Source organism: Caballeronia sp. ATUFL_F1_KS39 (assembly GCF_023630985.1).
In the GTDB taxonomy this organism is placed as follows: Bacteria; Pseudomonadota; Gammaproteobacteria; order Burkholderiales; family Burkholderiaceae; genus Caballeronia; species Caballeronia zhejiangensis.
The window spans coordinates 160,247-184,301 of sequence record NZ_JALQDZ010000004.1; the positions used below are offsets into that span (position 1 = coordinate 160,247).

Genomic DNA, 24,055 nt, shown 5'->3' on the forward strand with positions numbered 1-24,055 from the left:
AGAGAACACAAATGGCACGGCCTTCAATCGGAATTTTCGGCGCGCTGTTCGCGCTAGGCGGCGTTCTCGCATGGAAGTGGGTGCAGTCTCAGGACGCCGGGCGGCGCACTGCACGCGATCTGAGCCGTTGGGAAGACGAGGGCGGCAAGGTGCTCACGCCCGCCACCGGCGCGAGCGGGCAGGCCGTAAATGGCCACGGTGCGGTCGGCGGCACCGCCGATGCATGGCATTTTCCGCGGAGTTGATTCATTTCAGACATTCGGCCGAATTAATGGTCCGATCAATCAAACGCACGCTGGACCAGCGTGCGTTTTCATCTTGATAAACGCTTATAATCAGTGAAACTTCGGCCATAAGTTGCCTAAATGGAAAAACTTACTTGGGCCGAATCAAGCGTGCAGAAATCGGAAATTATTTTATTTTTCGCGCATTCTGCGTGACGCCGATTATCTTTTTTCGGCCGTAACCGCGAGTCGCACCGGCCCGTGCGGCAGCGCCGCCGCGCGGAGAAGACCACGCCGCCACCTGGCGTGTGACCCTGAAACGCTTAGGAAGAATTCGAAACGCAATGCCACACGTATTGATTGTCGATGACGATCCCAGTACCCGCGAGGCGCTAGCCGCGATCATCGGCGAAGACGGATTGACGACGGCCACCGCCAGCGATCTGCGCGAGGCGCGCATCCAGCTCGTGCGGCAAACGCCGGACGTCGTATTCACCGATCTCAAACTGCCCGATGGCACGGGCGTCGACCTGTTCGAGGATCTCGATCCGCGCTCGGGCGTCGAGTTCATCGTCATTACGGGACACGCGACGGTGGAATCCGCCGTCAGCGCGCTCAAGATGGGCGCCGCCGACTACCTCGTCAAGCCGATCAACATGCAGCGCGTGAAGGCCATCCTTTCGCGCCTGCCGCGCGCCGGCGACCTGAAAGCGGAAATCGGCACCTTGCGCGGCGAATTGCGCCGCATGGGCCGCTTCGGTCTGATGCTGGGCAATTCACCTGCCATGCAGACCGTCTACGACCAGGTCGGCCGCGTCGCGCCGACGGCGGCATCGGTGCTGCTCATCGGCGAGTCGGGCACCGGCAAGGAAGTCGCCGCGCAGACGCTGCACGAGCTCTCGCTGCGCCGCAAGCATTCGTTCATCGCGGTGAACTGCGGCGCGATCTCGCCGAACCTGATCGAATCGGAGATGTTCGGCCACGAGCGCGGCTCGTTCACGGGCGCGGATCGGCAGCACAAGGGTTATTTCGAACGCGCGAACGGCGGCACGCTGTTCCTCGACGAAATCACCGAAATGCCGATCGAGCTTCAGGTGAAACTGCTGCGCGTGCTGGAGACGGGCATGTTCATGCGCGTCGGCACGACCAAGGAAATCGAGACGGACGTGCGCCTGATCGCCGCGACCAATCGCGATCCCGAGCAGGCCGTGCTCGAAGGCAAGCTGCGCCTCGACCTTTATCACCGTCTGAACGTGTTCCCGATCAACCTGCCGCCGCTGCGCGAGCGCGGCAAGGACGTCGAGCTGCTCGGCCAGGCGTTTCTCGACGAACTGAACGCCCGGTACAACACGAAAAAGGATTTCCCGCCCGCCGTCCGCGAGATGCTGGCGTCGTACAACTGGCCCGGCAACGTGCGCGAACTGAAGAACTACGTGCAGCGCGCGTACATCATGTCGGCGTCGGACTCGGACAGCACCGCGACCGTGCCGCTGCAGATTTCGCTTTCGAAGCCGTCGGCGGGCACGGCGGTGACGATTCCGTTCGGCACGTCGCTCGCGCAGGCCGACCGTCAGCTCATTCTGGCGACGCTCGATCAATGCGGCGGCGTGAAGACGCGCGCGGCGGAAATCCTCGGCATCAGCCTGAAAACGCTCTATAACCGGCTCGTCGAGTACGGCGAGGATGCGAACAAGGCTGCCGTCGGCGAAGGCGGCGACATAAGCGATTCCGACAGCGAAAATCCCTGAACTTCGCGTATCTTTAGACAAATCGACGCCTGCGGCTTGTAAAACCGCAGGCGTTTTTCATTGGCAGGCGCGTTTTCTACGCCGATAATGTCTCAGAAGCGAACGTAGCCGATGTGTCTCAGGGGCATGGCCCTTGCTGCCGATCGAATGACATCCGCGCAGTCGCGCCAGTGCGTGTCGCGGATGGGAAAAGTACGATCACAAGACCGCAAGGAGCCCATCATGTCACTCAACATGTCGATCCGCGCTTCCGACGATGCCCGTTTCGAAGCTCAGACGCCGCAGCCGCCGGACCCGCCGGTGACGCCGCCGGACCAGCCGCCGCCCACGCCGATTCCGCCCGACACCAATCCGGACCCGACGCGCGAGCCGCCCGAACCGCCGTCGCAGCCGATCGGCGATCCGCCGCCTGGACCGGGCGATCAGCCGCATGTGCAGTAGCGTGTCAGAACGATGTTGAACCGCAGACGTTGGACAATGCCCAGAATTCGTGCAAGGTTTGAATAAGTTTCCATCCCGGACGTAGGGATTACAACGATGACGCAACGATGACCGGCGACACGTTCTGTCGCCGGTCGTTTTTTCTGAAGCCGCGCTCATCGCAGCGCATCGGTCCGACGCCGCCGACGTCACAATCGCGACGGCCTTCTTACCTGGAGGCATCATGAGGCATCCCGCACTTCGACGCTCCGCGCGTCATTCTTCCAAGCGCGAAGCGCGCGCCGAAGCCGCCAAGTCGGCCGGCACGCAGAGCGCGTCCGCACCTTCCGCCGAACACGATCCCGCCTCGCAGAACCGCCCCGCGCCTGGCGTACCGCCCGATGGCGAACACAATCAGGGCGGCGTGCGGCGCGAAGGAATCGACTATCAGCGCGATTTGGGCTCCGAGCAGGACTCGTGATTTCAGCCGGCGGCAGCATCCGGCAAAAGAACAAAAATTTCTACGCGGCGCGCCTTCGCCGCGTGTTTTCGTTCGTCCGTAACATCTCCATACAAACTTTCGTTTACAAAAACCAACAAAAAGGCACAGCTTTTGCATACCCTTGATCGCCAATTCGAGCATGCAACGACAACTGATGAGGTGATGCTGTAATGAGCAGATTGATCGTGGTATCGAATCGCGTCGCACCGATCCAGGAAGGCAAGCCCAGCGCGGGCGGCCTCGCGATCGGCGTTCTGGACGCGCTCAAGGAGACTGGGGGCGTGTGGTTCGGATGGAGCGGCGAGATCGTCGGCGAATCGGGCGCGCCTGTTCTGGAGAACAGCGGAAAAGTGACCTACGCGACCGTCGGCCTGACGCGCCGCGATTACGACCAGTATTACCGAGGTTTCTCGAACGCCACCCTGTGGCCGACTTTTCACTATCGCAACGACCTCTCGCGCTTCGATCGAGAGGAGTACGCGGGCTACATGCGCGTGAACGCGAGTCTTGCGGCCAAGCTGAAGACGCTGCTCAAGCCCGACGACATCATTTGGGTGCACGACTATCACATGCTCCCGTTCGCGCAGGAGCTGCGCAAGCTCGGCGTCGCGAATCCGATCGGCTTCTTCCTGCACATTCCGTTTCCGGTGCCGGAGATGATGCGTACGGTTCCGCCGCATGAGGAACTGATCGCGGCGATGTGCCAGTACGACGTCGTCGGCTTTCAGACGGATGCCGACAAGCAGTCGTTCATCGATTACGTGGAACGCACGAGCCGCGGCCACTACAACGACGACGACGGCATGCTTCAGGCCTTCGGCCGCATGCTCAAGGTGGGCGCGTATCCAATCGGCATTTATCCGGACGCCATCGCCAAGGCCGCCGAGCAGTTCTCGAACCGCAAGCCGGTGAAAAGCCTGCGTGACAGCATGCGCGGCCGCAAGCTCATCATGAGCGTCGATCGTCTCGACTACTCGAAGGGTCTCGTCGAGCGCTTTCAGGCGTTCGAGCGCCTGCTGCTGAATGCGCCCGGCTGGCATGGGCGCGTATCGCTCGTGCAGATCGCGCCGCCGACGCGCTCGGACGTGCAGACCTATCAGCGCATTCGACAGAATCTGGAAGGCGAGGCGGGGCGCATCAACGGACGTTTCGCGCAGCTCGACTGGACGCCGATCCAGTATCTCAACCGCAAATACGAGCGCAATCTGCTGATGGCGCTGTTCCGGCTCTCGCAAGTCGGCTACGTGACGCCGCTGCGCGACGGCATGAATCTCGTCGCGAAGGAATATGTCGCGTCGCAGGATCCGGCCGATCCGGGCGCGCTCGTCCTGTCGCAGTTCGCGGGCGCGGCGGACCAGTTGCCGGGCGCGCTCGTCGTCAATCCGTTCGATCTGTCGCAGATGTCCGAAGCGCTGGAGCGCGCATTGTCGATGCCGCTCGCCGAACGCCAGGCGCGTCACGCCGACATGATGGCGCCGCTGCGCGAGAATAATCTTTCGGTCTGGCGCGATTCGTTCCTGTCGGACTTGCGCAGCGTCGCGACGGCGACTTCCGTCACGGAGAAAACCGTCAAGACCGTGAAGCAGGGCGCGTCCGAAGCCAAGCGGCCGGCCGCCAAGGCCTGAACGCTCCGATTCGCCGATAGAGAGAACCCGCGCTTCGAAAGAAGCGCGGGTTTTTTTACGCGCGGAACGGGACTTGCGGATTCATCGTGGACACGAACGAAGGAGGTCATGATGAGCGGAAGCACATTGAACCCGCCCGAAGACGACGGCGCGGAATACGGCAAGGGACACGGCACCGGCGCGCTCGGCCCGAGCGACTCGTCGGATAGCGGCTCCGACGTGCAGGGCGAAAAGCGCTATCCCGGCGACATCGAGGACGAGCTCGACGCCCACGCGCTCGGGCAGTCCGAGGCGGAGCTGAACAGCGATACGGACCGCTTCGGCACGGGCGAGGCGGCATCGGCGGATGGCGACAACAATCTGGAAGCCGATGCCGACATCCTGCCCGACGAAATCGAGGACGAAACGCGCGATCTCCCCGACGAGGACGCCGACCCCGCAGCCGATCGATCCTGACACGCATCGGCTGAGGCACACTGCAAGCGGCGCGCTCCGGACGGAGCGCGCCGCTTTTTACACGCGCTTCGCATCGCGGGGCTAACATCGTCGGATTGCTCCCAGTCACGCTCACGATGGATCAGGACGTCTCCGCCACACAATCCGCGCCCGTCGCATCGGGCCGCACGTCGCGCTTCGGCTGGCTTTCGTGGATCGTCGATCCCGTCATGCAATGGTCGCAGGACCACTGCCTGATGTTCTCGGCGGCGATCGCGTTCTTCGCCGCGTTCTCGCTTGCGCCGACACTCGTCATCGTGATCGCGGTGGCGAGCGTCTTCTTCGGCGCCGATGCCGTGCAAGGCAGGCTCTTCGACGAAATCAGCGGCGTCGTCGGCGTCGATGCGGCGCACGCGCTGGAAGCGATCGTCGCGAACGCGTGGCACGCGGACATCGCGCGCAGCACGGCGATCCTGTCGCTCGCGGGCGTGCTGATCGGCGCATCGGCGACATTCTCGTCGCTGCACAGCGCGCTCAACGTCATCTGGCCGACGCCCGCCGTGAGCACGCGCGAAAGCATCGTCACGCTGCTGCGCGTGCGGCTGATGTCGTTCGGGCTCGTGGTCGGTTCGGGTTTGCTGGTCGCGGTGCTGCTCGTGCTCGACGCGCTCGTCGAGTTGCTCGGACATTGGGTGCTGGGCGATGGCAGTCCGTTCGTCGTGCTCTCGGGGCTCACGCGACGCGCGATATCGCTCGGCGTGCTGATGATCGCCTTCACCGTGCTGCTCAAATTCCTGCCGACGACGCGCATGCTCTGGCGCGATGCCGCGCTCGGCGCCGCCGCCGCCGCGATGCTTTTCGAAGCCGGCAAGCGCCTCTTCGCGTTCTATCTCGCGCACGCGGGCACGGCGAACATGTTCGGCGCGGCCGGTTCGCTCGCGATCATCCTCATGTGGCTGTACTACTCGGCGGCGGTGTTTCTGCTAGGCGCGGAGCTAGCGGCGACGGCGGCGAGGAAGCGCACGCATCGCGCATCGGGCTGGCGTTGAGCATCAATGAAAGAGGCCGTCCGCGAAGGGACGGCCTCTTCAGCAGTTACCGGCTGTGATGCGTGAAACGCCTTACGCCTGACGACGCAATTCCGCAGGCGGCACCTTCATCAGATGGCGATACTTCGCTACCGTCCGGCGCGCGACGATCACGCCCTGATCGGCGAGCATCTTCGCGAGACTCACGTCGGAGAGCGGATCGCGCGTGTTCTCCTTCGAAATCATTTCCTTGAGCAGCGCGCGCACGGCCGCGGCCGAACACGTGCCGCCGCTTTCCGTCGACAGCTCGCGCGGGAAGAAGTGCTTGAACTCGAAGATGCCGCGTGGCGTCGCCATGTACTTGTTGCCCGTCGCGCGCGAGATGGTCGATTCGTGCAGGCCGAGTTCATCGGCGACATCGCGCAGCACGAGCGGCTTCAGCGCAATTTCGCCGTAATCGAAGAACGCCTTCTGATGCGACACGATGCATTCGGCCACGCGCTGAATCGTCGTGAAGCGCTGCTGCGCGTTGCGAATCAGCCAGCGCGCTTCCTGCAACTGCTGCGCGAGCGGCGAACGGCTCGCGCCGGCCGACTGCGCGAACAGTTCCGCGTACATCCGATGGATGCGCGCACGCGGCAACACCGCCGGATTGATCGTCACGACCCACTGCTTTTTCACCTGACGCACGATGACGTCGGGCACGACGTAGTTGTCCTCGCTCGACCCGTAGTTCTCGCCCGGTTTCGGATCGAGGCGGCGTACGAGCGCGCACGCGATGCGCAGTTCATCCGCGCTGCAGCCGATCTTCTTCTGCAGTTCCGCCTGCTCGCGGCGCGCGAGGCGCTCCAGATGATGCGCGACGATTTCCATCGCAACGGCGCGGCCCGGCGTGTCCTCGTCGAGCGCCTGGAGTTGGAGCGTCAGGCATTCCGAGAGATTGCGCGCGCCGACGCCCGGCTTGTCGAGCGATTGCACGAGCTTCAGCGCGATGTTGAGTTCGTCCTCGTGAAGCGCGGGTTCGATCTCCACGACATTCGCGAGGTCGCTCAAGTCCTGCCGCAGATAGCCGTCGTCATCGAGCGCTTCGATGATGAGCTGCGCGATGGCGCGATCGCGTTCGTTCAATTGATAAAGGCGCAGCGCGTCGTGGAGCGTTTCGTGCAACGAAGGTTCGATGCGAACCCAGTCGGCGGGATCGGAGCCTTCGCCGTCGCCGTTGTTGCGCGACGCGCCGCGGCCGAACGGATCGGACGAGAATTCGCTGACGGAATCGTCGCGCGAGCCGGAATCCACGTTCGTTTCGGCTTCCATGCTCGCTTCGGGCGCGAGCGGCGTCTCGGTGGCGTTGTCGGATGTGGTCGACAGGGTCGAGTCGGACATCGAGCTGCCGTTGTCGGCGCCGAGCGCGTTGTCCTCGGTCTGGGACTCGTCGTATTCGAGAAAGGGGTTGGTATCCAGTGCGTTTCGCAGTTCCTGCTGGAACTCGAGCGACGAGAGTTGCAGAAGGCGAACCGACTGTTGAAGGCGCGGCGTGAGTGCGAGCGTTTGCTTCGCGCGTAGTTCGAGTGTAGGCGGCATTGCTTGCTAATCCTCGATTGTTCCAGACGTGATGGGCAGGTTTGCGACTACTAAAGCAACAGCCATGCCATCGAACGTTAAGGTCGTGCAGGGACTACGTTTTTCGTCACCGGCACCCTTCTTTTGAAGCCTTTCCGAGGCCGCTTTCACGCAGTTTTTACACGCGCTCAGACAAAACCGCTGCGGGTTTCAGGCGCGTCGCGTTGCGCGCGGGCAAGCCTTCCGATGAACGTCGAAGATTTGTTCGCCTACGCACTCAGGCCTTGCCGCGCGGGGCATTCAGGACGCTTCGGCTTCGGTCGGCTCGCGCGGCCGCCGGATCTGGCACGCAAGTTGCGGAACGAAGTTCACGATCCGCGTGCTACGGCGCGGACGTCATCGAAGAGCCGCGTCTAGCACGGAATGCGTGAACGCGGCGTCAGACCAAAATCGAAAAAAGGGAGTATCGACATGAAGACGACTCAAATCCTGAAGGCAGCCGGCGGTATCGCGTGCGTGGTGTTCGCGCTCAACGTCGGCGCACAGACCAACGCAGCGTCGTCGACGAGCGGTTCCGGCACGTCGATGGGCCAGAAGGTCGACGACAGCGCGATCACCACCAAAGTGAAGGCCGAACTGCTCGGCGCGAAGAACGTCAAGTCCACGCATATCCACGTCAAGACGCACGCGGGCGTCGTGTCGCTGACGGGCACGGTGCCGTCGGCGGAAGACAAGACCGCCGCCGAAGAAGTCGTCTCGAACGTCTCGGGTGTTGCTTCCGTGAAGAACCATCTTAAAATTGCCGCCAAGTAATGGCATAGTTCGTATGCCCGGCTTCGCCTCGGCGGGCCGCGGTTGAGTGCCAGCAGTACCGGAACCCGCGCGGGTTCGACGATTCGCCGCAAAAGGCGATGACTCGGACGAAGCGCGGGTTCTCGCTTGGAGGCATCGGTTCACGTTTTCGTCGTCCGGTGCTTCAGTCGCAAGTTCTCGCAAGACGCTTCACCAGTGCGCAGCACCTCGCAGCACTTCGAAACTCAAAAACGAGACGGCCGTTCAGGTCGACACTCAAACAGGCGGCTCACGAATGCGCAGTAGCCCGGCGTTCAGAGGCCCCGGCAAAAAGGAGCTCTTCATGAAGACGAAAAAGATGGCATTGATCGGCGCGCTCGCGCTGGCATTCTCGACGACGGCATTCGCCCAGGCAGCCTCCGATGCGGCAGCCTCGGCGCCGGTGGCGAAGAAGCAGAAGGGCACCAATCTGCATCAGCAGAACAAGGCGCATAAGCTGCACGGCGCATCCGCAGCGGCAGCGGCTTCGGCGCTCGGCACCAATGACAAGGGTCAGCCGCAGTAACCCGCGTCGTACTGCCGCTTGATGAACAAACGGCCGCTTCGTGCGGCCGTTTGCTTTCGAAGCGGCCCGGAAAGCCGGGCCGCGTGCTTCACCGCGTCAGCATCAGGACTTCGCGGCTGCGTATTGATCGCGCAGATCGCGGATGCGGTCGTGGTTCTCCAGCACGCCCTGATACTGGCGCTCCACCACGGCACGGACATCGGCGGGCAGGTCCTTGTCGAGCGCCTCGCGATAATTCTTCTTCGCTGCATCCTCGCCGCGCTCGCATTCGGCGAGGATCGCGTGATCGCTATGGCCGGTTACGGCCGACTTCACGTCGACCCAGCCGCGATGCAGCGCGCCCGACACCGATCCGCCGGTTTCGGGCTTGCCGCCCAGGCGTGCAACGATGTCCTGCAATTCGCGCGCGCCCTCTGCGCACTTTTGCGCGCGATTCTGAAACAGCAGCTTGAGGCTTGGATCACGCGTATCCTCGGCGGCCTTGAGAAAACCCTTTTCGCCGTCCTTCGAGGTTTCGACCAGATCGTTGAGTACCGATACGACATTCGTGCTCATATGAGACCTCCTTTTCGTTAGGACATTGCCACTGCGCAACCCCTGCGGGATGCGGCTCGCGGATTCATGACGCACGCCGCGTGCCCGATCGCGGGCCGCGCGGCATACGCCTTGCTGCCGTCACCGCACTACAGCGCGCGACCGGTTCGGGACGCGCGCACGACAAGGCAACAGGAGAACGCAGTGAAATTTTTCAACCGGCTCGCGCATCGCGAGTTTCTGGTGCTGGCGGCTGTCGCCGCATCGGCGCTGACCTTGCATGTCCGACAAGAAAGCATCGACGCGCACGCGCGCTCGACACACGTTTCGCGCGCGGAATACGGACGCATCTGCGAGCCGCCCATCGCACATGCGGAGAAGGGGCGCGTGCTGCCGGCCGACTGCGCCATTCGCGCCAACGTGCAGCCGAATCGGCCGAACGCCCCCTGGGTCTAGCACAGACGAAAACGCCCGCACGAAGCGGGCGTTTCATGGATACGGCGCGAAACTACGATCACACGCGCGATTGCGCGAACTCGCCAGCCGGTTGCGGCGGCTTCAGCGGATCGAAGTCGCTCCAGCGGCCTTGTTGCCAGCGGCCCGACGCGCGTTCGATGTCCATTCCGCCTGCTTCACGCAGCACCGCCGCGGCCTGATCGTGCGTTTCCGGCGAAACGTGCACGGCCACCAGCACGCCCGCATGACGCGCGGGCTCTTCCGCTTGCGCCGCGCCGTGCGGCTTCTTCTTCGTATGCGACATCGCGCCGACGAGCGATCCGACGTACGCGCCGACGCCCGCCGCGATCACCGAAACCAGCAGCGGCGCCTTGAAGACGGCGAAGATCGCGGCGCCGATGACCGCGCCGACCACCGCGCCGATCGTCACGCCCTTGCCGGCGCCCTTGGGCGCGCCGCTCGCACCCGCATCGGTGCCGACATCGCCGCCGATCGGATGGCGTGCGTGCTGGCCGCTCGGATTGACGAAGAAAAGCGTCACGTCTTCTTCCAGGAAGCCGCGCGCAAAGAGCTTCTGCGCTGCCGTTTCGGCCGCGCGAAAAGTCTGAAATCGGCCCGCAATGATCAGGGACATGTTCCCTCCTTGTTGGCTTGGGTTTTGGGAATGCGTCGTTCAGACGACGAGGCCGCTCACTCGGGCTCCAGGCCGGCGACGCGGAACAATCCGCTCCTCAGCACGGCGGGCTGGCCGCCGTTGTCGTCGAGCACTTCGGCGCACACCGCGCGGATGCGCGACGCGCCTTGTTCGAACGCGGCGAGCAGATCGTCCTCGCGCGGCGATTTCGCGCCGAAGTGATCTTCGAGGGCTTCGGCGGTGATCGAGCAGACGACCGGCTCGCCGTCGATGAGCGCGGCGAAGTGAATCGCGAGATCGTCGCCGTCGTAGACAGGCGGTTCGTCGGCAAACGTGATGTGCATGGTCGAGTCCTCATAAGCGGGACGGGAAACGGAACGCAAGGCGGCGCGACCGGCGACGTGCGCGATCCTCATGACGCCGCCTTCGCTTTTGCGAGCTGCTGCGCCATCTCGTAGTGATGGCTGATGATCGGCAACGCCTTGGTCGCCGCGGCTTTCAGCGCGGTGTCGTTGCCGGTTTCGCTCTCTTTTCTGAACAGTTCGACGGCCTTTTGATGCCCGCCCACGGCCACCTTTTCAATATAGGCCTTGTCGAACTCGGCACCCTGGAGATTTTGCAGGCTGCCAATCACGGCGGTATCGGCGGCGGGCGGCGCGGTGATGCCGTGACGCTTCGCGAGCACGTCGAGATTGCGCGCGAGCTTCGTGTGATCGACGATCATTCGCTGTGCGAACTCCCGCACCTGCCGGTCGCTCGCATGCGTGAGCGCGAGCTTGCTCGCCGTGAGTTCGGTTGCGCCCGCCTGACCCGCGTCCTGCAGGAATTGCTGATCGATGAGCGAGAGCTTCTCGCTTGGCGTCTGTGTCTGCGCGAGCGGCGCGAAAGCAGCGGCGAGCGACAGCACGACCACGCGCGTCACGGATGGAAAGTATTTCGGCATCGGCGGGCCTCCGATGAACATGCGCTCACGCGCGCGCCTTGCCGAGCGCGTCGATCAGCGCCTCGTTGAACGCCGGAATATCGTCGGGCTTGCGGCTCGTGATGAGATTGCCGTCGATCTGCACTTCCTGATCGACCCACGTTCCGCCCGCGTTGCGCACGTCGTCCTGCAGGCTCGGCCAGCTCGTCATCGTGCGGCCCGCGACGATGCCAGCCGAGATCGGCAGCCAGCCGCCGTGGCAGATCACTGCGATCGGCTTCTTCGCGCGGTCGGCGTCCTTGACGAAGGCTTGCGCTTTCGCGTCGAGACGGATCGCGTCGCCGTTGACGACGCCGCCCGGCAGGACAATCGCGTCGTAGTCGGCGGGATTGGCGGCGTCGAAGGTCACGTCGACATCGACCTTGTCGCCCTTGTCGACATGCTTGAAGCCCTGAATCTGACCGGCTTTCTGCGATATGACGTCCACCTGCGCGCCCGCTTCCTTGAGCGCGCGTTGCGGTTCCACGAGCTCGGCCTGCTCGAAGCCGTCGACGGCGAGAATCGCGACCTTGCAACCGTTGAGGGAATTGGCCATGAACACACTCCTTATTGCTGATTTCGACTCTTCCGCGCGTGCGGAATCCATGGTCGAAGTTCAGCAAAGGCTGTGCCCAGCGGAACGGCCGGGCGGCCTTGAGCGGGAAGGGCGGATCAGGCGGGCTCGACGCTGCGTTTGCCCGTCAGACGCAGCACGCTGACGACCGCTGCGGCAGCCGCGAACACGGCTGCGACGCCGAGCGCGATCACCGGGCCTTGCTTGGGCGCGACGCCGAAGATCAGCGCGACGAGCGCGGCACCGAGCGTCTGACCGGTGAGGCGCGCGGTGCCGAGCATGCCGCTCGCGCCGCCGCTGCGATGACGCGGCGCGGAGGCGAGCATCTGACGATTGTTCGGCGACTGGAACAGCCCGAAGCCGAGCCCGCACACGGCCATGCGCCATGCGACGTCGAGGGCCGTCGGATGCGCGCCGACGCTCGCGAGCAGCACGAGTCCGACGGTCAGTATCGCGAGACCGATGCCGCCGAGCAGGCCGGCCGAATACCGGTCCGCGAGCACGCCCGCGAGCGGCGCGACGAACACGATCACGAGCGGCCACGGCGTCATCAGAAACCCGGTCTCGACCTGGCCCATGCCGAAATTGTTCTGCAAAAGGAACGGCAGCGAAACGAACGCGAGCATCTGCGCGCAGAACGAACACACCGACGCGCCGACTGACAGCGCGAACACCGGAATGCGCAGCAGATCGACGGGCAGAAGCGGCGCGCTTTGCGTCAGTTGCCGCTTCACGAAGAAATAGCCGATGACCGCCGTCGCGATGAATTCGGCGACGAGATACGGCCGATGCTCGCCGTGCCCGATGCCGTCGACGGCAACGATCGCGAGGCCGAAAAAGAGCGCGTTCATGATCGCGCTGATGTAGTCGTACGGCTGCCGATGCCCCGGCGTGCGCGGCATCGCGTTCCAGCCGATGGCGAACGCCGCGACGCCGATCGGCACGTTGATCGCGAAGAGCCACGGCCACGTCGCGACCGAAAGCACGCCGGACGCGACGGTCGGCCCGATCACCGACGAGATCGCCACGACCGTCGCGTTGATCGACACGCCGCGACCGAGCTGATCCTGCGGATAGATGATGCGCACGAGCGCCGTGTTCACGCTCATGATGCCTGCCGCGCCGAAGCCCTGGACCACGCGCGCGATGGTGAGCGCAGCGAGCGAGCCCGACAGCGCGCACGCGAGCGACGACAGCGTGAAGAGCGCGAGCCCCGTCATGTACACGCGCCGGTAGCCGATGCGGTCGCCGAGCGAGGCGAGCGGCAGCAGCGATATGGTGATCGTGAGCTGATACGCATTGACGATCCAGACGGAGTCGGCGGGAGACGCGTTCAGATTGCGCGCGATGGTCGGCAGCGCGACGTTGGCGATGGCGCCGTCGAGCACCGCGAGCGTGATGCCGAGCGCGACGACGGCAATGGCCCAGTATCGCTGGGGCAGCGGCAGACCTTTATCGGAGTCCATCGATGGGCGGGAAGTGGCGGGCGGCGCATCGTGTGTCGCGCCGTTTTTTCGAATGGCCAGGACGAAGACGCCGCCACGCGGGGCCGCGTCTTCGCCCGCGTGCTTACTTCAGTTCGTAGAGGCCGGTGTAAGTTGCCGAATCGATCTCGTTGAGATGCGTCATGAAGCGCGCGACGGCATTGGTCACGTTGACATCGAGCGGCAGGCTTTCCGCCGAGAGCGCGTGGATGCGAAAGATGTAGCGATGCGGCTTGTCGCCACGCGGCGGCGCCGCGCCGCCGAAGCCGACCGTGCCGTAGTCGTTGCGCAACTGCAGCGCGCCTGGCGGCAGCAGGCTGCCGTCGGCCTTGCCGGCGTTGCGCGGCAGCGAGCGCACGTCGGGCGGAATGTTGACGACGATCCAGTGCCAGAAGCCGCTGCCGGTCGGCGCGTCGGGATCGTAGACGGTGAGCGCGAGACTGCGCGTTTCGGCGGGCGGATCTTCCCATTGCAGCGCCGGCGATACGTTCTCGCCCGAGCCGCCGAAGGCCTGCTGGTCGAATTCCTGCGCGCGCGTCATGAAGCCGTTCGCCGGAAATTCGTCGGACCAGATGCGGAAATCAGCCATGAGAGTCGAGCCTCCTTCTTATAGCGATGTGGATGGATGCGGCACGGCGCATCGGACTGCGTGGCGCCGCGAGCCTCGCGTGAGCCGGTGCAGCAAACGTGCCCGAGGCGGCAAGGACGAAGCCAGTCGAGTGTAGCATCCGCCCCCGATATCCCGCATGAGCGCGAATGCCGCCGGACGGAATGCGCGAAGACGGCCGGAAGCGGGCGATCGAGCCCTCGAAATATGACGCGCGTTACAATAATGAGATGAATTCAGCCGGCGCGAGCCGAAAGGACGACCATGCCAAACGACCCGCGCCGCGCTGCCGGTCAATTCGTGCCGGCGAGCATGCCGGCGGACGACGCCGACATGTTCGAGCTCGCGCCCGTTTCGCTCTGGCTCGAAGATTTCAGCGCCGTGCGCGAGCAGTTCGAACGCTGGCGCGCGGCGGGCGTCGCCGATCTGCGGTCGTTTCTCGCGGAGAATCCCGGGCGTATCGCGGAGTGCTCGTCGCGCATTCGGGTCGTGAAGGTCAACCGGCGCACGCTGTCGCTCTTTCACGCGAAGGATGTCGATCATCTCGTGCAGAACCTCGATCGCGTGTTCCGCGACGACATGCTCACCACGCACGTCGACGAACTCGAGCAACTCTGGGCGGGTCAATCGCGCTTCGTCAGTCAGACGGTCAACTACACGCTCGACGGCAAGCGTCTCGACGTTCTGCTCAAGGCGGTCGTGCTGCCGGGACACGAGGACACATGGAGCCGCGTGCTCGTCACGATCGAGGACATCACCGAGCTCGAAGCGATGCGCCGCAGCGCCGCCGCGAGCGAGCTCTATGCACGCGGGCTCTTCGAGCATTCGCCGGTGTCGCTGTGGGTCGAGGATTTCAGTTCCGTCAAGTCGTTGCTGGACGATGTGCGCGAGCGCGGCATCGTCGACTTTCGCACTTTCACGAACGTGCACCCGGAGTTCGTCGAGCGCTGCATGCAGGAGATTCACGTTCTCGACGTCAATCAGCACACGCTGCGGATGTTCGCCGCGCCCGACAAGGCGACGCTGCTCGCGCGCCTGTCCGATGTGTTCCGCGACGACATGCAACAGTACTTTCAGGAACAGCTCATCGATTTGTGGGACGGCAAGCTCTTCCAGCAGCGCGAAGTGCTGAACTATTCGCTCGAAGGCCACGAGGTGCACGTGCATCTGCAGTTCTCGGTGTTTCCGGGGCACGAGGCGCGCTGGGATCTCGTGCTCGTCGCGCTGACGGATATCACCGCGCGCAAGAAGGCCGAGGCGTATCTGGAGTTTCTCGGCAAGCACGACGTGCTCACGAAGCTCAAGAATCGCTCGTTCTATATCGATGAGATCAATCGTCTCGAACGCAAAGGCCCGTTCCCGGTGACGGCGATCGCCATCGACGTGAATGGCCTTAAGGCCGTCAACGATCAACTCGGCCACGCCGCCGGCGATGCGCTTCTGCGGCGCGCCGGCGAAGTGCTCGCCAAGGCGGTGGAGAAGCCGTTCCAGGCGGCGCGCATCGGCGGCGACGAGTTCATGGTGCTCTTGCCGGGCACCGACGAACGCGGCGGCGAGACGGTCATCGAGAGCATTCGCCAGTTGCTCGAAGTGAACAATCAGTTCTATTCGGGCAATCCGCTTTCCTTCGCGACGGGCGCGGCCACCGCGCACGAAGGCGAGCGTCTCGAACCGATGCTGCAACGCGCCGATGCCGCGATGTACGCGGAAAAGCGCGCGCATTACGACGGCGCGAGCGAGTGATCACTGCGACTGTGTGACTTCGTCGATGCCGCGGCTGAGCGCCGGACACGCTTCGCCGATCTGCTTCTTGTACTCGGCGGGATTGCTCGTCTTCAGCTTGTCGAAGCGATCGACGGTCGGTTGCGCCTGCGCAAGGCCGAGCTTCCATTCGCCATCGAAATCGGGTGCGTCGGGATAGCTTGTCCGCACGACGTTCTTGAAGCGCGCGACCTTGGCGGCGTCGATATGACAGACATCCGCCGCGCCCCGAGCGATGTTCGCGCTCGTCATCACGCCTTCCGCAGCCGCCAGTTCCTTCGATGACGGATGGCCCGGCGGCATCGCGGTCTGCGCCATCGCACACAGGCACCATGTGGTCAGAACGGCGGGAACGAGTAGGGTCGAGCGCTTCGTCGGCATGTGATTTTTCGCTTTGTTCGTGGGGTCAAAAAATTATAGGTGAAGCCCTCCGTGCGCAACGTCTGTTATGGCGAGGATGCGTCAATATCGCGTGCTAGAATCGATTTTCAACGCCGTTCTCAGACAGAAAAATGAAAAAAGGAAGCAAGGCCGCTAGCGCCGCGCCCTCGTCGACCACGGAGCAGGGGCGGCGCAAGTACGATCCTGAGGAGACCAAGCGGAACATTCTCGACATCGCCACGCAGGAGTTCTCGGCGATGGGACTCGCGGGCGCGCGCGTCGATGCCATCGCGGAGCGCACCAACACCACGAAGCGCATGCTGTATTACTACTTCGGCAGCAAGGAAGGGCTGTACGAAGCGGTTTTGGAGCAGGTCTATGGCGATATCCGCGCGCTCGAACAGGAATTGCAGCTCGCAGAAATGGAGCCGGAGGAAGCGCTGCGCGAATTCGTCGGCTTCACGTTCGACTATCACGACAAGCATCGCGATTTCGTGCGGCTCGTGACAATCGAAAACATCCACGGCGCGAAGTACATCGAACAATCGAAGACCTTCAAGGCGCGCAATTCGACGGTCGTGAAGACGATCGAAGATCTCATCGCGCGTGGCGTCGCTGCCGGCAAGTTTCGCGAAGACGTCGATCCGATCGACCTGCATCTGATGATCAGCTCGTTCTGCTTTCATCGCGTGGCGAACCGTCATACCTGGGGCGCGGCGTTCGGGCGCGATCCGTCGGGCGCGCGCTCGCGTGCGCGTCATCGCGAGATGATCGTCGATGCGGTGCTGCGGTTCATGCGGCGCGACGGCTGATTTCCCCGCGCGCAAAGCAAAACGGCGACGCTCTCGCGAGGTCGCCGTTTTTTCATTGCTGCCGATGCATCAGCGTTCCAGCAGGCTCTGGAAGTGCGCGAACATGCGCTCGGCATCCGGCTCCAGCCCGGTGAAGATGCGCAACGCATCGACCGCCTGACACACCGCCATCCCGCCGCCGCTCACCGTGCGGCAGCCGAGCGCCTTCGCCACTTTCAGCAGCTCGGTTTCGAGCGGGAAGTACACGATTTCCGCGACCCACAGTTCCTTGTGCAGATACTCGGCCGGCAACGGCAGGCCGGGCAGTTTCGCCATGCCGGTCGGCGTCGCGTGGATGAGGCCGCTCGCGCCGGCGAGCGTGTCGCGCAAGTCGCCGCCGCTTTTCACGACGCGATCCGGAAAGCGCGCCGCGAGCTCGGCGGCGAGCGAAGCCGCGCGGGCGTCGTCGGAATCGAAGAGCGTGAGTTCGCGCGCGCCCATCGTGAGCGCCGCGTGCGCGACGGCCGCGCCCGCGCCACCCGCGCCCAGTTGCACGACGCGTTCGAGCGGCGCGTCCGGCAGACCGCGCTGAAACGCGCGCGCGAAGCCCGACCAGTCCGTGTTGTAGCCGATGCGCTTGCCGTCCTTCAGCACGACGGTGTTGACCGCGCCGAGCGCGCGCGCGTCGGGATCGAGGTCATCGAGCAACGGGATCACGCTTTGCTTGCACGGATACGTGATGTTCAGGCCGTCGTAACCCATGCGCTCGGCGGCATCGAGCAGATCGGGCAGGGCGGACGGCTCCAGTTCCAGCGCCTGCAGGTCGATGCGCCGGTAGACGTAATTGAGTCCGAGGTTGCTGCCTTCCTTTTCGTGCATGGCGGGGGTGAGCGAGCCGCCGATGCCCGATCCGATCAGGCCGATGAGATACGAAGTCTTGTTGGTCATGCGAGCGCTCCGGCATGGATGAGCACTGCATGCTGCAGTGCGAGATGAATACGTCGCAGTGTGAACGCCCGCGCGAGGCTTGTCGGTTCGTGTTTCCACTGATTTGTACGGTCTAGTTAGTTTGTTATTATCTCGCAGAATGACATGGATTGCGCGCGTTCGCCATGCGGACGTCCTACACTGGAAGGCACCGCTCGATCCATCCCGCATTCACTGAATTGCAACGAGGAGGCAGCGATGCTGCGTTCGATCCGCACTTCCATCGCGACGGTTTCCATCAGCGGCACGCTTCCCGAGAAGCTGCACGCTATCAAGGCCGCCGGGTTTGACGGCGTCGAGATCTTCGAGAACGACCTGCTGTATTTCGACGGCACGCCCGCCGACGTGCGCCGCATGTGTGCGGATCTCGGCCTCGAGATCTATCTGTTTCAGCCGTTCCGCGATTTCGACGGCGTGAGCGCCGAGCGTCTCGCGCGCAACGTCGAGCGCGCGAAGCGCAAGTTCGAGCTGATGCACGAGCTCGGCACAGACCGCATTCTCGTCTGCAGCAACGTGTCGCCGGATACGATTCGCGACGACGCGCTCATCGTCGACCAGCTCGGCGTGCTCGCCAAAATCGCGGAAGAAGCGGGGGTGATCGTCGCGTACGAAGCGCTCGCGTGGGGCCGCTACGTCAACTCGTACAAGCACGCGTGGAAACTCGTCGATGCCGTGAATCATCCGAGTCTCGGCCTCGCGCTCGATACGTTCCACACGCTGTCGATCCGCGATTCCGTCGACGAGATCGCGTCGATTCCGGGCGAGCGCATCGCGTTCGTGCAAATCGCCGATGCGCCCATTCTCGCGATGGACGTGCTCGAATGGAGCCGTCACTATCGGTGCTTTCCGGGGCAAGGCGCGTTCGATGTCGCACGCTTCACCGCGCGCGTGCTGGAAGCGGGCTACAAGGGGCCGCTGTCGCTCGAAATCTTCAACGACGGCTTTCGCGCCGCGCCGACCGCGATCACGGCGGCGGACGGCTATCGCTCGCTGCGCTTTCTGGAAGAGCAGACGCGCGAGCTGCTGGTTTCCGAAGGCAAGGCCGTGCCGCCGGAGCTGTTCAATCCGCCCGCGCCGCCCGAGCACATCGGCTTTCAGTTCCTCGAATTCGCCGTCGACGATTCGACGCGCGAGCATCTGTCGCAATGGCTCGGACGGCTCGGCTTCAGGCTCGCGGGCAAGCATCGCTCGAAGGATGTCGCGCTGTATCGGCATGGCGCGGGTTCGATCGTGCTGAACGCCGAGGCCGATTCCTTCGCGAGCGCGTTCTTCCAGAAGCACGGCTTGTCGCTGTGCGCGTCGGCGTTTCACGTCGATGACGCGAAGCAGGCGTTCGAGCGCGCCGCCGCGTATGGCTCGCAGCCGTTCTCGGGGCGCGTCGGTCCGAACGAGCGCGTGGTGCCGGGCGTGCAGTCGCCCGACGGCAGCCTCGACTATTTCGTCGACGAAGCGAAAGGCGGCCCGACGTTGTGGGAATCGGATTTCATCCTGACGGACATCGACGGGCCGTACGAAGTCGGGCCGCTGTCGCGCATCGATCACGTGTGCCTGTCGCTTCCCGCCGATGCGCTCGATACCTGGGTGCTTTTCTTTCGCAGCGCGTTCGGTTTCGAGACCGAGCCCGCCGTGCTCGTGCCCGATCCGTACGGGCTCGTGCGCAGCCGCGCGGTGCGAAGCCGCGATGGTTCGGTGCGAATCGCGCTGAATGCGTCGATGGATCGCTATACGGCGGTGTCGGAGTCGCTGTCGACGTATCGGGGCTCGGGTCTGAATCACGTCGCGTTCAGCACGCCCGATATCTTCGACGCGATTCCGCGCCTCGAAGCCGATGGCGTCAAATTCCTGCGAATCCCGCGCAACTACTACGACGACCTTGTCGCGCGTTTCGGCCTGCCCGACGAGCAGATCGATCAGATGCGCGAGCACAATATCCTCTACGACCGCGACGAGCGCGGCGGCGAGTTCTTCCATGCGTACACGGAGCAGCTCGATCAGCGCTTCTTCCTCGAAGTGATCGAGCGGCGCGGCGGCTACGACGGCTACGGCGCGGCCAACGCGGCGGTGCGGCTCGCCGCGCACGCGCAACAGCGCGCGCGTCAGTCGGCCTGAAGACGCTCAGGCGCTTGCGGTTTTTCCGCTGCCCGCGGCGAGTTCACGCTCGCGCCTGAGTTCTTCTTCGCGGGCGCGGCCGGCGGCCTCAAACGCGTCGATGTGCAGAAACAGCCGATGCACGGTCTGGATCTGCGTATGAGAGAGATGTGACCGACGCGTGATCGATGCGAGCCGCTCGCGCCAGTACGAAGGCGGCAGCAGCGGGCCGCCGAGATCGCACGACAATGAACGGCGCAGCACCAGTTCGAGGTGCGTCAGGTCTTGGTCTGCCAGCAACGCCGAAAACGCGCCCTGCGGCTTTGTATCGGGAAATGGGTCCATTACTCCGATGGCGGCGCGATCAGGCGGAACTTGATAGGTGCAAACCCTGGTTTTCGCCGATTTTTCGGATACGCGGCGAACGAAAGCGTTTGCTATACTCTGCGCTCGCTTCGCCGACGCTGTCGGCCCTGCGCGGTCCGCTCCCCGTAGTTCAATGGATAGAACGAGTGCCTCCTAAGCGCTAGATGCAGGTTCGATTCCTGCCGGGGGGACCACGATTCCCGCACGCCGTTTTTCCCCCTTCTTTTTCTTCGCCGTATCCGGTCCGCATTGGACCGCGCGCGCTTTCCCGTCGATAATGCGTCCACTCCGGTCACGCCATCACGGCTCGCGCGCTCATGACGGAAATTCAATCCGCGGTGCTCGTCTTCGTTCTCCTTCTGGCCAGCACGGGCATCGGCGCGATCGTGCGGCCGCTTCTGCCCGAGGAACACAAGGCGCAGGAGACGGTGCAACTGGTCCAGTTGCTCGTCGGCATGCTGGTCACGTTCGCGGCGCTCGTGCTCGGCCTTCTGACCGCATCGGCGAAAACGGTTTTCGACACGACCAACAACGACATGCGCAGCTACGCGTCCTCGATCATCGAACTCGATCGCACGATGCGCGACTACGGCGCCGAACTCGGTCACGCGCGGCAACTCCTGCGCAAATACACGGCGGCGGCGGTGGCGAGCACGTGGCCGAGCGAGCCGCGGCCGCCCGGCGAATATCCGGCGGTCGAGGCACCGAACAAGAACGACAGTCTCGCGAGCAGCACGCTCGGCGCCATGCTGAGCGAGGCGCAGCGCGAAGTGCGCTTGCTGGTTCCGCGCGATGACTATCATCGCCAGCTCGCGGTCGAAGCCGCCGCGCGCTTCGAGCAGCTGATCGCGCTGCGCTGGAAGCTGATCGAGGAGGCGCACGGATCGATTTCGTATCCGTTCGACCGGATTCTCGTCGGCTGGCTGCTCATCATCTTTCTGTGCTTCGGGCTGATCGCGCCGCGCAACGCGCTCTCGCTCGTGACGATCATGCTCGGCGCGCTGTCGATCGCGTCGGCGGTGCTCGTGATCCTCGATCTCGATACGCCGTTCACCGGGCCGATCATGGTCGGCAGCCAGCCGATGCGCGACGCGCTCTCCTACGAATCCCGCTGATGCTCTACGACGATCCGCGCCTCGTCGCGCTCTACGACGTCCTCAATCCGTTCGCCGCCGACACGGCGTTTTATCTCGCGCTGGCGCAATCGGCGCGGCACGTCGTCGATCTGGGTTGCGGCACGGGGTTGCTGGCTTGCGAGCTGGCCAAGCGCGGCCATCGCGTGACGGGCATCGATCCGTCGCCGCAGATGCTGCGCGTCGCGCGCTCGCGTCCCGACGGCGACGAGGTGACGTGGATCGAAGGCGACGCGAGCGCGCTGCCGTTCGTCGGCGCGGCCGATCTGCTCGTGATGACGGGCCACGTCGCGCAAGTCTTTCTCGACGATGACGCGTTTCTCGCGACGCTCAAAGCCGCGCGCCGGGCGATCCGGCCGGGCGGCGCGATCGCGTTCGAGAGCCGCCATCCGGCGGCGCGCGCGTGGGACAACTGGACGCGCGAGCGTTCGTCGAGATGCGTGAGCGCGCCCGATGGACGCGCGGTGGAAGTGTGGCAGGAGCGGCACGCCGAGCCCGATCCGCTTTCGACGGGACGCGTCGCGTTCACGACGCATTACCGCTTCATGCCGACGCCCGATGCGCCGGAGGAAACGCTGAGCGCCGTGAGCGAGCTGCGCTTTCGCACGCGTGACGAACTTGCGCGCTTGCTGACCGATGCGGGTTTCGCAAAAATCGACTGGTTCGGAGACTGGAACCGCGCGCCGGTCGATGAAGTGAGCCGCGAGTTGATCGCGGTGGCGCGCTGACTGGATCAAGTTCAATCGCCTGACTTAACGCGTTGGCATTCTGTCCAGCGGATCGATGTTCTTCGCATTGCTTGAACCTCGGCGCGCGCGGTGTCATGCGCGAACCCTATGCGTTTCGCCGGGATCGATAAGTTGACGCGCCGAAAACCTCGGACGTTTGCAATCTAATTCGCGATATTATCCTGATAATAGGCTTTATAAAAATAGCAGTTGCGCATCTAAACCTGTACATCGGAAAACAATTTATCACAGAATAAACGCCGAAATTTCCTAAATCATCGTTGTATTCGGCGCATCATGATCGACCTGTGAGCGTCGGCGATTACACTTATAGTGTTCAGGCCTTAGCGGAAGATGCGAAGGTTAATTCCGAAGGTCTGCTGAAGGGCAAGCGTCTGTTGATTTTCGGCAATTATCGCGCATGGCTCGGATCGTCAATTTGAGACCCAGTTAGACATCCGGCTGGTTCGGGCCTTAAGGCGCATAAAAGCAAATGGTTCGCACTTTATGAATTCAACCCGTCCCATCTCGGCATCGGATTTCTCGATGTCGCGAAACCTCTACAAGTCAGCGGTCAAGGAATCGTCATGATCGGGATTGTGATGCGTACGAAGGACCGGCCAGTCCTTCTGCGTAGAGCGCTGAAAAGCGTCATGCGGCAATCGTGGAAAAAATGGCACGTCGTCATTGCTAATACCGGTGATCCGCGAGTCGTTCAACGCGTGCTGGAAAGCTTGGGAGCCACCGACGGTCTAGCTATCGAGATAGTGCATCTGGACAAGGAGCTCAGCGCGGAAGATGCAACGAACGCGGCGCTGGAGCGTCTGAGCGGCGCAGAGCATATCGCATTTCACGACGATGACGATAGCTGGGCCCCGGATTTTCTGGGAATCTGCGTTAGGCAATTAGAAACATTATCGGAAATATATCCGGCAACGGTGGCCGTGATAGCTTTGGGAAAACGCGTCGATGAGGAAATCGACGGTAACGTGGTGCGTGCCAAAAGCACGGAGCTGATGCGGCCGCATATGAGCGCGGGATTTATTTCGCTTAATGCGATGGTGGTCGAAAATCAGTTCAAGAACATTCAGCTACTCGTAAAGAAAAGTGCGGTTGCCAAAATTCGCTTCAATTCGCTATTCGGCGGAATGTCAGACTGGGATTTTCACCTTCGTCTGCTCATGGCAGGAGATATCTATGTTATTCCGCAGGTGCTAGTGTTTTCTCACGTCCGAAGCTCGGTACGCGGCCCCTATGCAAACCGTTCGGCCGCCGCTCGTGCATTTGCCGGGACCGTCGCAGAAGCAACGATTTTGGGAAATGCCTGGCTTAGAGCCGACATTTCATCGGGAACAGTCGGCCTTGGGTTTCTGAACAGCATTCGACCGGTTCTTGAGCACTTGTCGTGGTACGCGACGCAAAGCAGCAACGCGTCCCGAGCGATGCTCGAACGATTACACGGCGACATAGGGGCCTTGGGGGCGGAGCTGTCGAACGTGTCCGGCAGAGTCTCACGTCGTCCAGTGCGAAACGTGTTCAAGCTCGGCTATTTGTGGCTGCGCTCTGGCCGCGCACTTCATTACTTGCTTCAGTTCTTGCGGACGGCGAATTCGGTCGGCTTGCGGCAAGCCGTGGACCGAACAAAAACCTGGTTACTCCTGCAGCGATAGA

Annotated in this window: 27 protein-coding genes and 1 tRNA gene; 17 read left to right on the top strand and 11 right to left on the bottom strand. The window is 63.4% G+C overall.

Features of this window, described 5'->3' with window-relative positions; all coding sequences use genetic code 11:
- Positions 1–11 precede the first annotated feature (11 nt).
- The 7 genes from NCR93_RS04255 to NCR93_RS04285 all read left to right on the top strand — a co-directional run bounded on the left by NCR93_RS04255 (position 12) and on the right by NCR93_RS04285 (position 6,003).
- Positions 12–245, top strand: coding sequence for a hypothetical protein (locus NCR93_RS04255; RefSeq protein WP_008350794.1), 234 nt, complete (start codon positions 12–14; stop codon positions 243–245).
- A 323-nt stretch (positions 246–568) separates the two neighbouring features.
- Positions 569–1,972: a sigma-54-dependent transcriptional regulator gene (locus NCR93_RS04260; protein ID WP_008350792.1), complete on the top strand. Its 1,404-nt coding sequence runs from the start codon at positions 569–571 to the stop codon at positions 1,970–1,972.
- 222 nt (positions 1,973–2,194) lie between these two features.
- Entirely contained in the window at positions 2,195–2,413 is a 219-nt protein-coding gene (locus tag NCR93_RS04265; RefSeq protein WP_008350790.1) for a hypothetical protein, read from the top strand.
- A gap of 223 nt (positions 2,414–2,636) precedes the next feature.
- A complete protein-coding gene (locus tag NCR93_RS04270; protein ID WP_175981823.1) occupies positions 2,637–2,873 on the top strand; it encodes a hypothetical protein in 237 nt (78 codons plus the stop codon).
- 191 nt (positions 2,874–3,064) lie between these two features.
- Positions 3,065–4,519 (top strand): alpha,alpha-trehalose-phosphate synthase (UDP-forming), encoded by a 1,455-nt coding sequence (gene otsA, locus NCR93_RS04275; protein ID WP_008350786.1) that lies wholly within the window; start codon positions 3,065–3,067, stop codon positions 4,517–4,519.
- 108 nt (positions 4,520–4,627) lie between these two features.
- Entirely contained in the window at positions 4,628–4,975 is a 348-nt protein-coding gene (locus NCR93_RS04280; protein WP_008350784.1) for a hypothetical protein, read from the top strand.
- A 116-nt stretch (positions 4,976–5,091) separates the two neighbouring features.
- Positions 5,092–6,003: a YihY/virulence factor BrkB family protein gene (locus NCR93_RS04285; RefSeq protein ID WP_034471304.1), complete on the top strand. Its 912-nt coding sequence runs from the start codon at positions 5,092–5,094 to the stop codon at positions 6,001–6,003.
- A gap of 72 nt (positions 6,004–6,075) precedes the next feature.
- On the opposite strand, the gene NCR93_RS04290 is transcribed toward NCR93_RS04285, so the two are convergent.
- Positions 6,076–7,563 carry an RNA polymerase factor sigma-54 gene (locus NCR93_RS04290; protein ID WP_175981825.1) on the bottom strand — a complete coding sequence of 496 codons (1,488 nt, stop codon included), beginning with the start codon at positions 7,561–7,563 and terminating at the stop codon, positions 6,076–6,078.
- A 450-nt stretch (positions 7,564–8,013) separates the two neighbouring features.
- On the opposite strand from NCR93_RS04290, the gene NCR93_RS04295 reads away from it, so the two are divergent.
- Together NCR93_RS04295 and NCR93_RS04300 are read left to right on the top strand one after the other, a co-directional pair.
- Positions 8,014–8,355, top strand: a complete 342-nt coding sequence (locus tag NCR93_RS04295; RefSeq protein WP_008350779.1) for a BON domain-containing protein — start codon at positions 8,014–8,016, stop codon at positions 8,353–8,355.
- Positions 8,356–8,677: 322 nt separating this feature from the next.
- Positions 8,678–8,899, top strand: a complete 222-nt coding sequence (locus NCR93_RS04300) for a hypothetical protein (protein WP_008350777.1) — start codon at positions 8,678–8,680, stop codon at positions 8,897–8,899.
- A 102-nt stretch (positions 8,900–9,001) separates the two neighbouring features.
- Here the strand turns inward: NCR93_RS04300 and NCR93_RS04305 are convergent, their stop codons facing one another.
- Entirely contained in the window at positions 9,002–9,454 is a 453-nt protein-coding gene (locus NCR93_RS04305; RefSeq protein WP_008350776.1) for a PA2169 family four-helix-bundle protein, read from the bottom strand.
- Between the two features lie 183 nt (positions 9,455–9,637).
- On the opposite strand from NCR93_RS04305, the gene NCR93_RS04310 reads away from it, so the two are divergent.
- Entirely contained in the window at positions 9,638–9,889 is a 252-nt protein-coding gene (locus tag NCR93_RS04310) for a hypothetical protein (RefSeq protein ID WP_175981827.1), read from the top strand.
- 58 nt (positions 9,890–9,947) lie between these two features.
- On the opposite strand, the gene NCR93_RS04315 is transcribed toward NCR93_RS04310, so the two are convergent.
- The 6 genes from NCR93_RS04315 to NCR93_RS04340 all read right to left on the bottom strand — a co-directional run bounded on the left by NCR93_RS04315 (position 9,948) and on the right by NCR93_RS04340 (position 14,131).
- The gene (locus NCR93_RS04315; protein ID WP_034471300.1) at positions 9,948–10,523 is read right to left on the bottom strand and encodes a glycine zipper domain-containing protein; all 576 of its coding nucleotides are present in this window, start codon (positions 10,521–10,523) and stop codon (positions 9,948–9,950) included.
- Between the two features lie 56 nt (positions 10,524–10,579).
- Positions 10,580–10,939, bottom strand: a complete 360-nt coding sequence (locus tag NCR93_RS04320) for a DUF1488 family protein (RefSeq protein ID WP_008350770.1) — start codon at positions 10,937–10,939, stop codon at positions 10,580–10,582.
- Positions 10,936–11,466, bottom strand: a complete 531-nt coding sequence (locus tag NCR93_RS04325) for a DUF4142 domain-containing protein (protein WP_239295193.1) — start codon at positions 11,464–11,466, stop codon at positions 10,936–10,938. The genes NCR93_RS04320 and NCR93_RS04325 overlap by 4 nt, the downstream gene beginning before the upstream one ends.
- A gap of 25 nt (positions 11,467–11,491) precedes the next feature.
- Positions 11,492–12,040 carry a type 1 glutamine amidotransferase domain-containing protein gene (locus NCR93_RS04330; RefSeq protein ID WP_008350765.1) on the bottom strand — a complete coding sequence of 183 codons (549 nt, stop codon included), beginning with the start codon at positions 12,038–12,040 and terminating at the stop codon, positions 11,492–11,494.
- A 116-nt stretch (positions 12,041–12,156) separates the two neighbouring features.
- Positions 12,157–13,524 (bottom strand): MFS transporter, encoded by a 1,368-nt coding sequence (locus NCR93_RS04335; protein ID WP_034471296.1) that lies wholly within the window; start codon positions 13,522–13,524, stop codon positions 12,157–12,159.
- 103 nt (positions 13,525–13,627) lie between these two features.
- Positions 13,628–14,131, bottom strand: a complete 504-nt coding sequence (locus tag NCR93_RS04340; protein ID WP_034471294.1) for a YbhB/YbcL family Raf kinase inhibitor-like protein — start codon at positions 14,129–14,131, stop codon at positions 13,628–13,630.
- Positions 14,132–14,413: 282 nt separating this feature from the next.
- On the opposite strand from NCR93_RS04340, the gene NCR93_RS04345 reads away from it, so the two are divergent.
- Positions 14,414–15,892: a sensor domain-containing diguanylate cyclase gene (locus NCR93_RS04345; protein ID WP_008350760.1), complete on the top strand. Its 1,479-nt coding sequence runs from the start codon at positions 14,414–14,416 to the stop codon at positions 15,890–15,892.
- Here the strand turns inward: NCR93_RS04345 and NCR93_RS04350 are convergent, their stop codons facing one another.
- Complete coding sequence (locus tag NCR93_RS04350) at positions 15,893–16,291, bottom strand: hypothetical protein (RefSeq protein ID WP_239295192.1); 399 nt, start codon at positions 16,289–16,291, stop codon at positions 15,893–15,895. It lies immediately after the preceding gene.
- A gap of 131 nt (positions 16,292–16,422) precedes the next feature.
- On the opposite strand from NCR93_RS04350, the gene NCR93_RS04355 reads away from it, so the two are divergent.
- Positions 16,423–17,103 carry a TetR/AcrR family transcriptional regulator gene (locus NCR93_RS04355; RefSeq protein WP_008350756.1) on the top strand — a complete coding sequence of 227 codons (681 nt, stop codon included), beginning with the start codon at positions 16,423–16,425 and terminating at the stop codon, positions 17,101–17,103.
- A 69-nt stretch (positions 17,104–17,172) separates the two neighbouring features.
- Here NCR93_RS04355 and NCR93_RS04360 read toward each other — a convergent pair whose 3' ends face one another.
- Complete coding sequence (locus NCR93_RS04360) at positions 17,173–18,030, bottom strand: shikimate dehydrogenase (RefSeq protein ID WP_034471290.1); 858 nt, start codon at positions 18,028–18,030, stop codon at positions 17,173–17,175.
- Positions 18,031–18,279: 249 nt separating this feature from the next.
- Here NCR93_RS04360 and NCR93_RS04365 point away from each other — a divergent pair, with 249 nt between their 5' ends.
- Entirely contained in the window at positions 18,280–20,178 is a 1,899-nt protein-coding gene (locus NCR93_RS04365) for a bifunctional sugar phosphate isomerase/epimerase/4-hydroxyphenylpyruvate dioxygenase family protein (RefSeq protein ID WP_033536690.1), read from the top strand.
- A 6-nt stretch (positions 20,179–20,184) separates the two neighbouring features.
- Here NCR93_RS04365 and NCR93_RS04370 read toward each other — a convergent pair whose 3' ends face one another.
- Entirely contained in the window at positions 20,185–20,502 is a 318-nt protein-coding gene (locus NCR93_RS04370) for a hypothetical protein (protein WP_008350750.1), read from the bottom strand.
- 140 nt (positions 20,503–20,642) lie between these two features.
- Here NCR93_RS04370 and NCR93_RS04375 point away from each other — a divergent pair.
- The 4 genes from NCR93_RS04375 to NCR93_RS04390 all read left to right on the top strand — a co-directional run bounded on the left by NCR93_RS04375 (position 20,643) and on the right by NCR93_RS04390 (position 24,054).
- Positions 20,643–20,717: transfer RNA gene (locus NCR93_RS04375), tRNA-Arg, on the top strand.
- Positions 20,718–20,840: 123 nt separating this feature from the next.
- Positions 20,841–21,638: a bestrophin-like domain gene (locus NCR93_RS04380; protein ID WP_008350748.1), complete on the top strand. Its 798-nt coding sequence runs from the start codon at positions 20,841–20,843 to the stop codon at positions 21,636–21,638.
- Entirely contained in the window at positions 21,638–22,384 is a 747-nt protein-coding gene (locus tag NCR93_RS04385) for a class I SAM-dependent methyltransferase (protein WP_175981831.1), read from the top strand. The genes NCR93_RS04380 and NCR93_RS04385 overlap by 1 nt, the downstream gene beginning before the upstream one ends.
- 587 nt (positions 22,385–22,971) lie before the next feature.
- Complete coding sequence (locus NCR93_RS04390; RefSeq protein WP_175981833.1) at positions 22,972–24,054, top strand: glycosyltransferase family 2 protein; 1,083 nt, start codon at positions 22,972–22,974, stop codon at positions 24,052–24,054.
- Position 24,055: the final 1 nt, after the last annotated feature.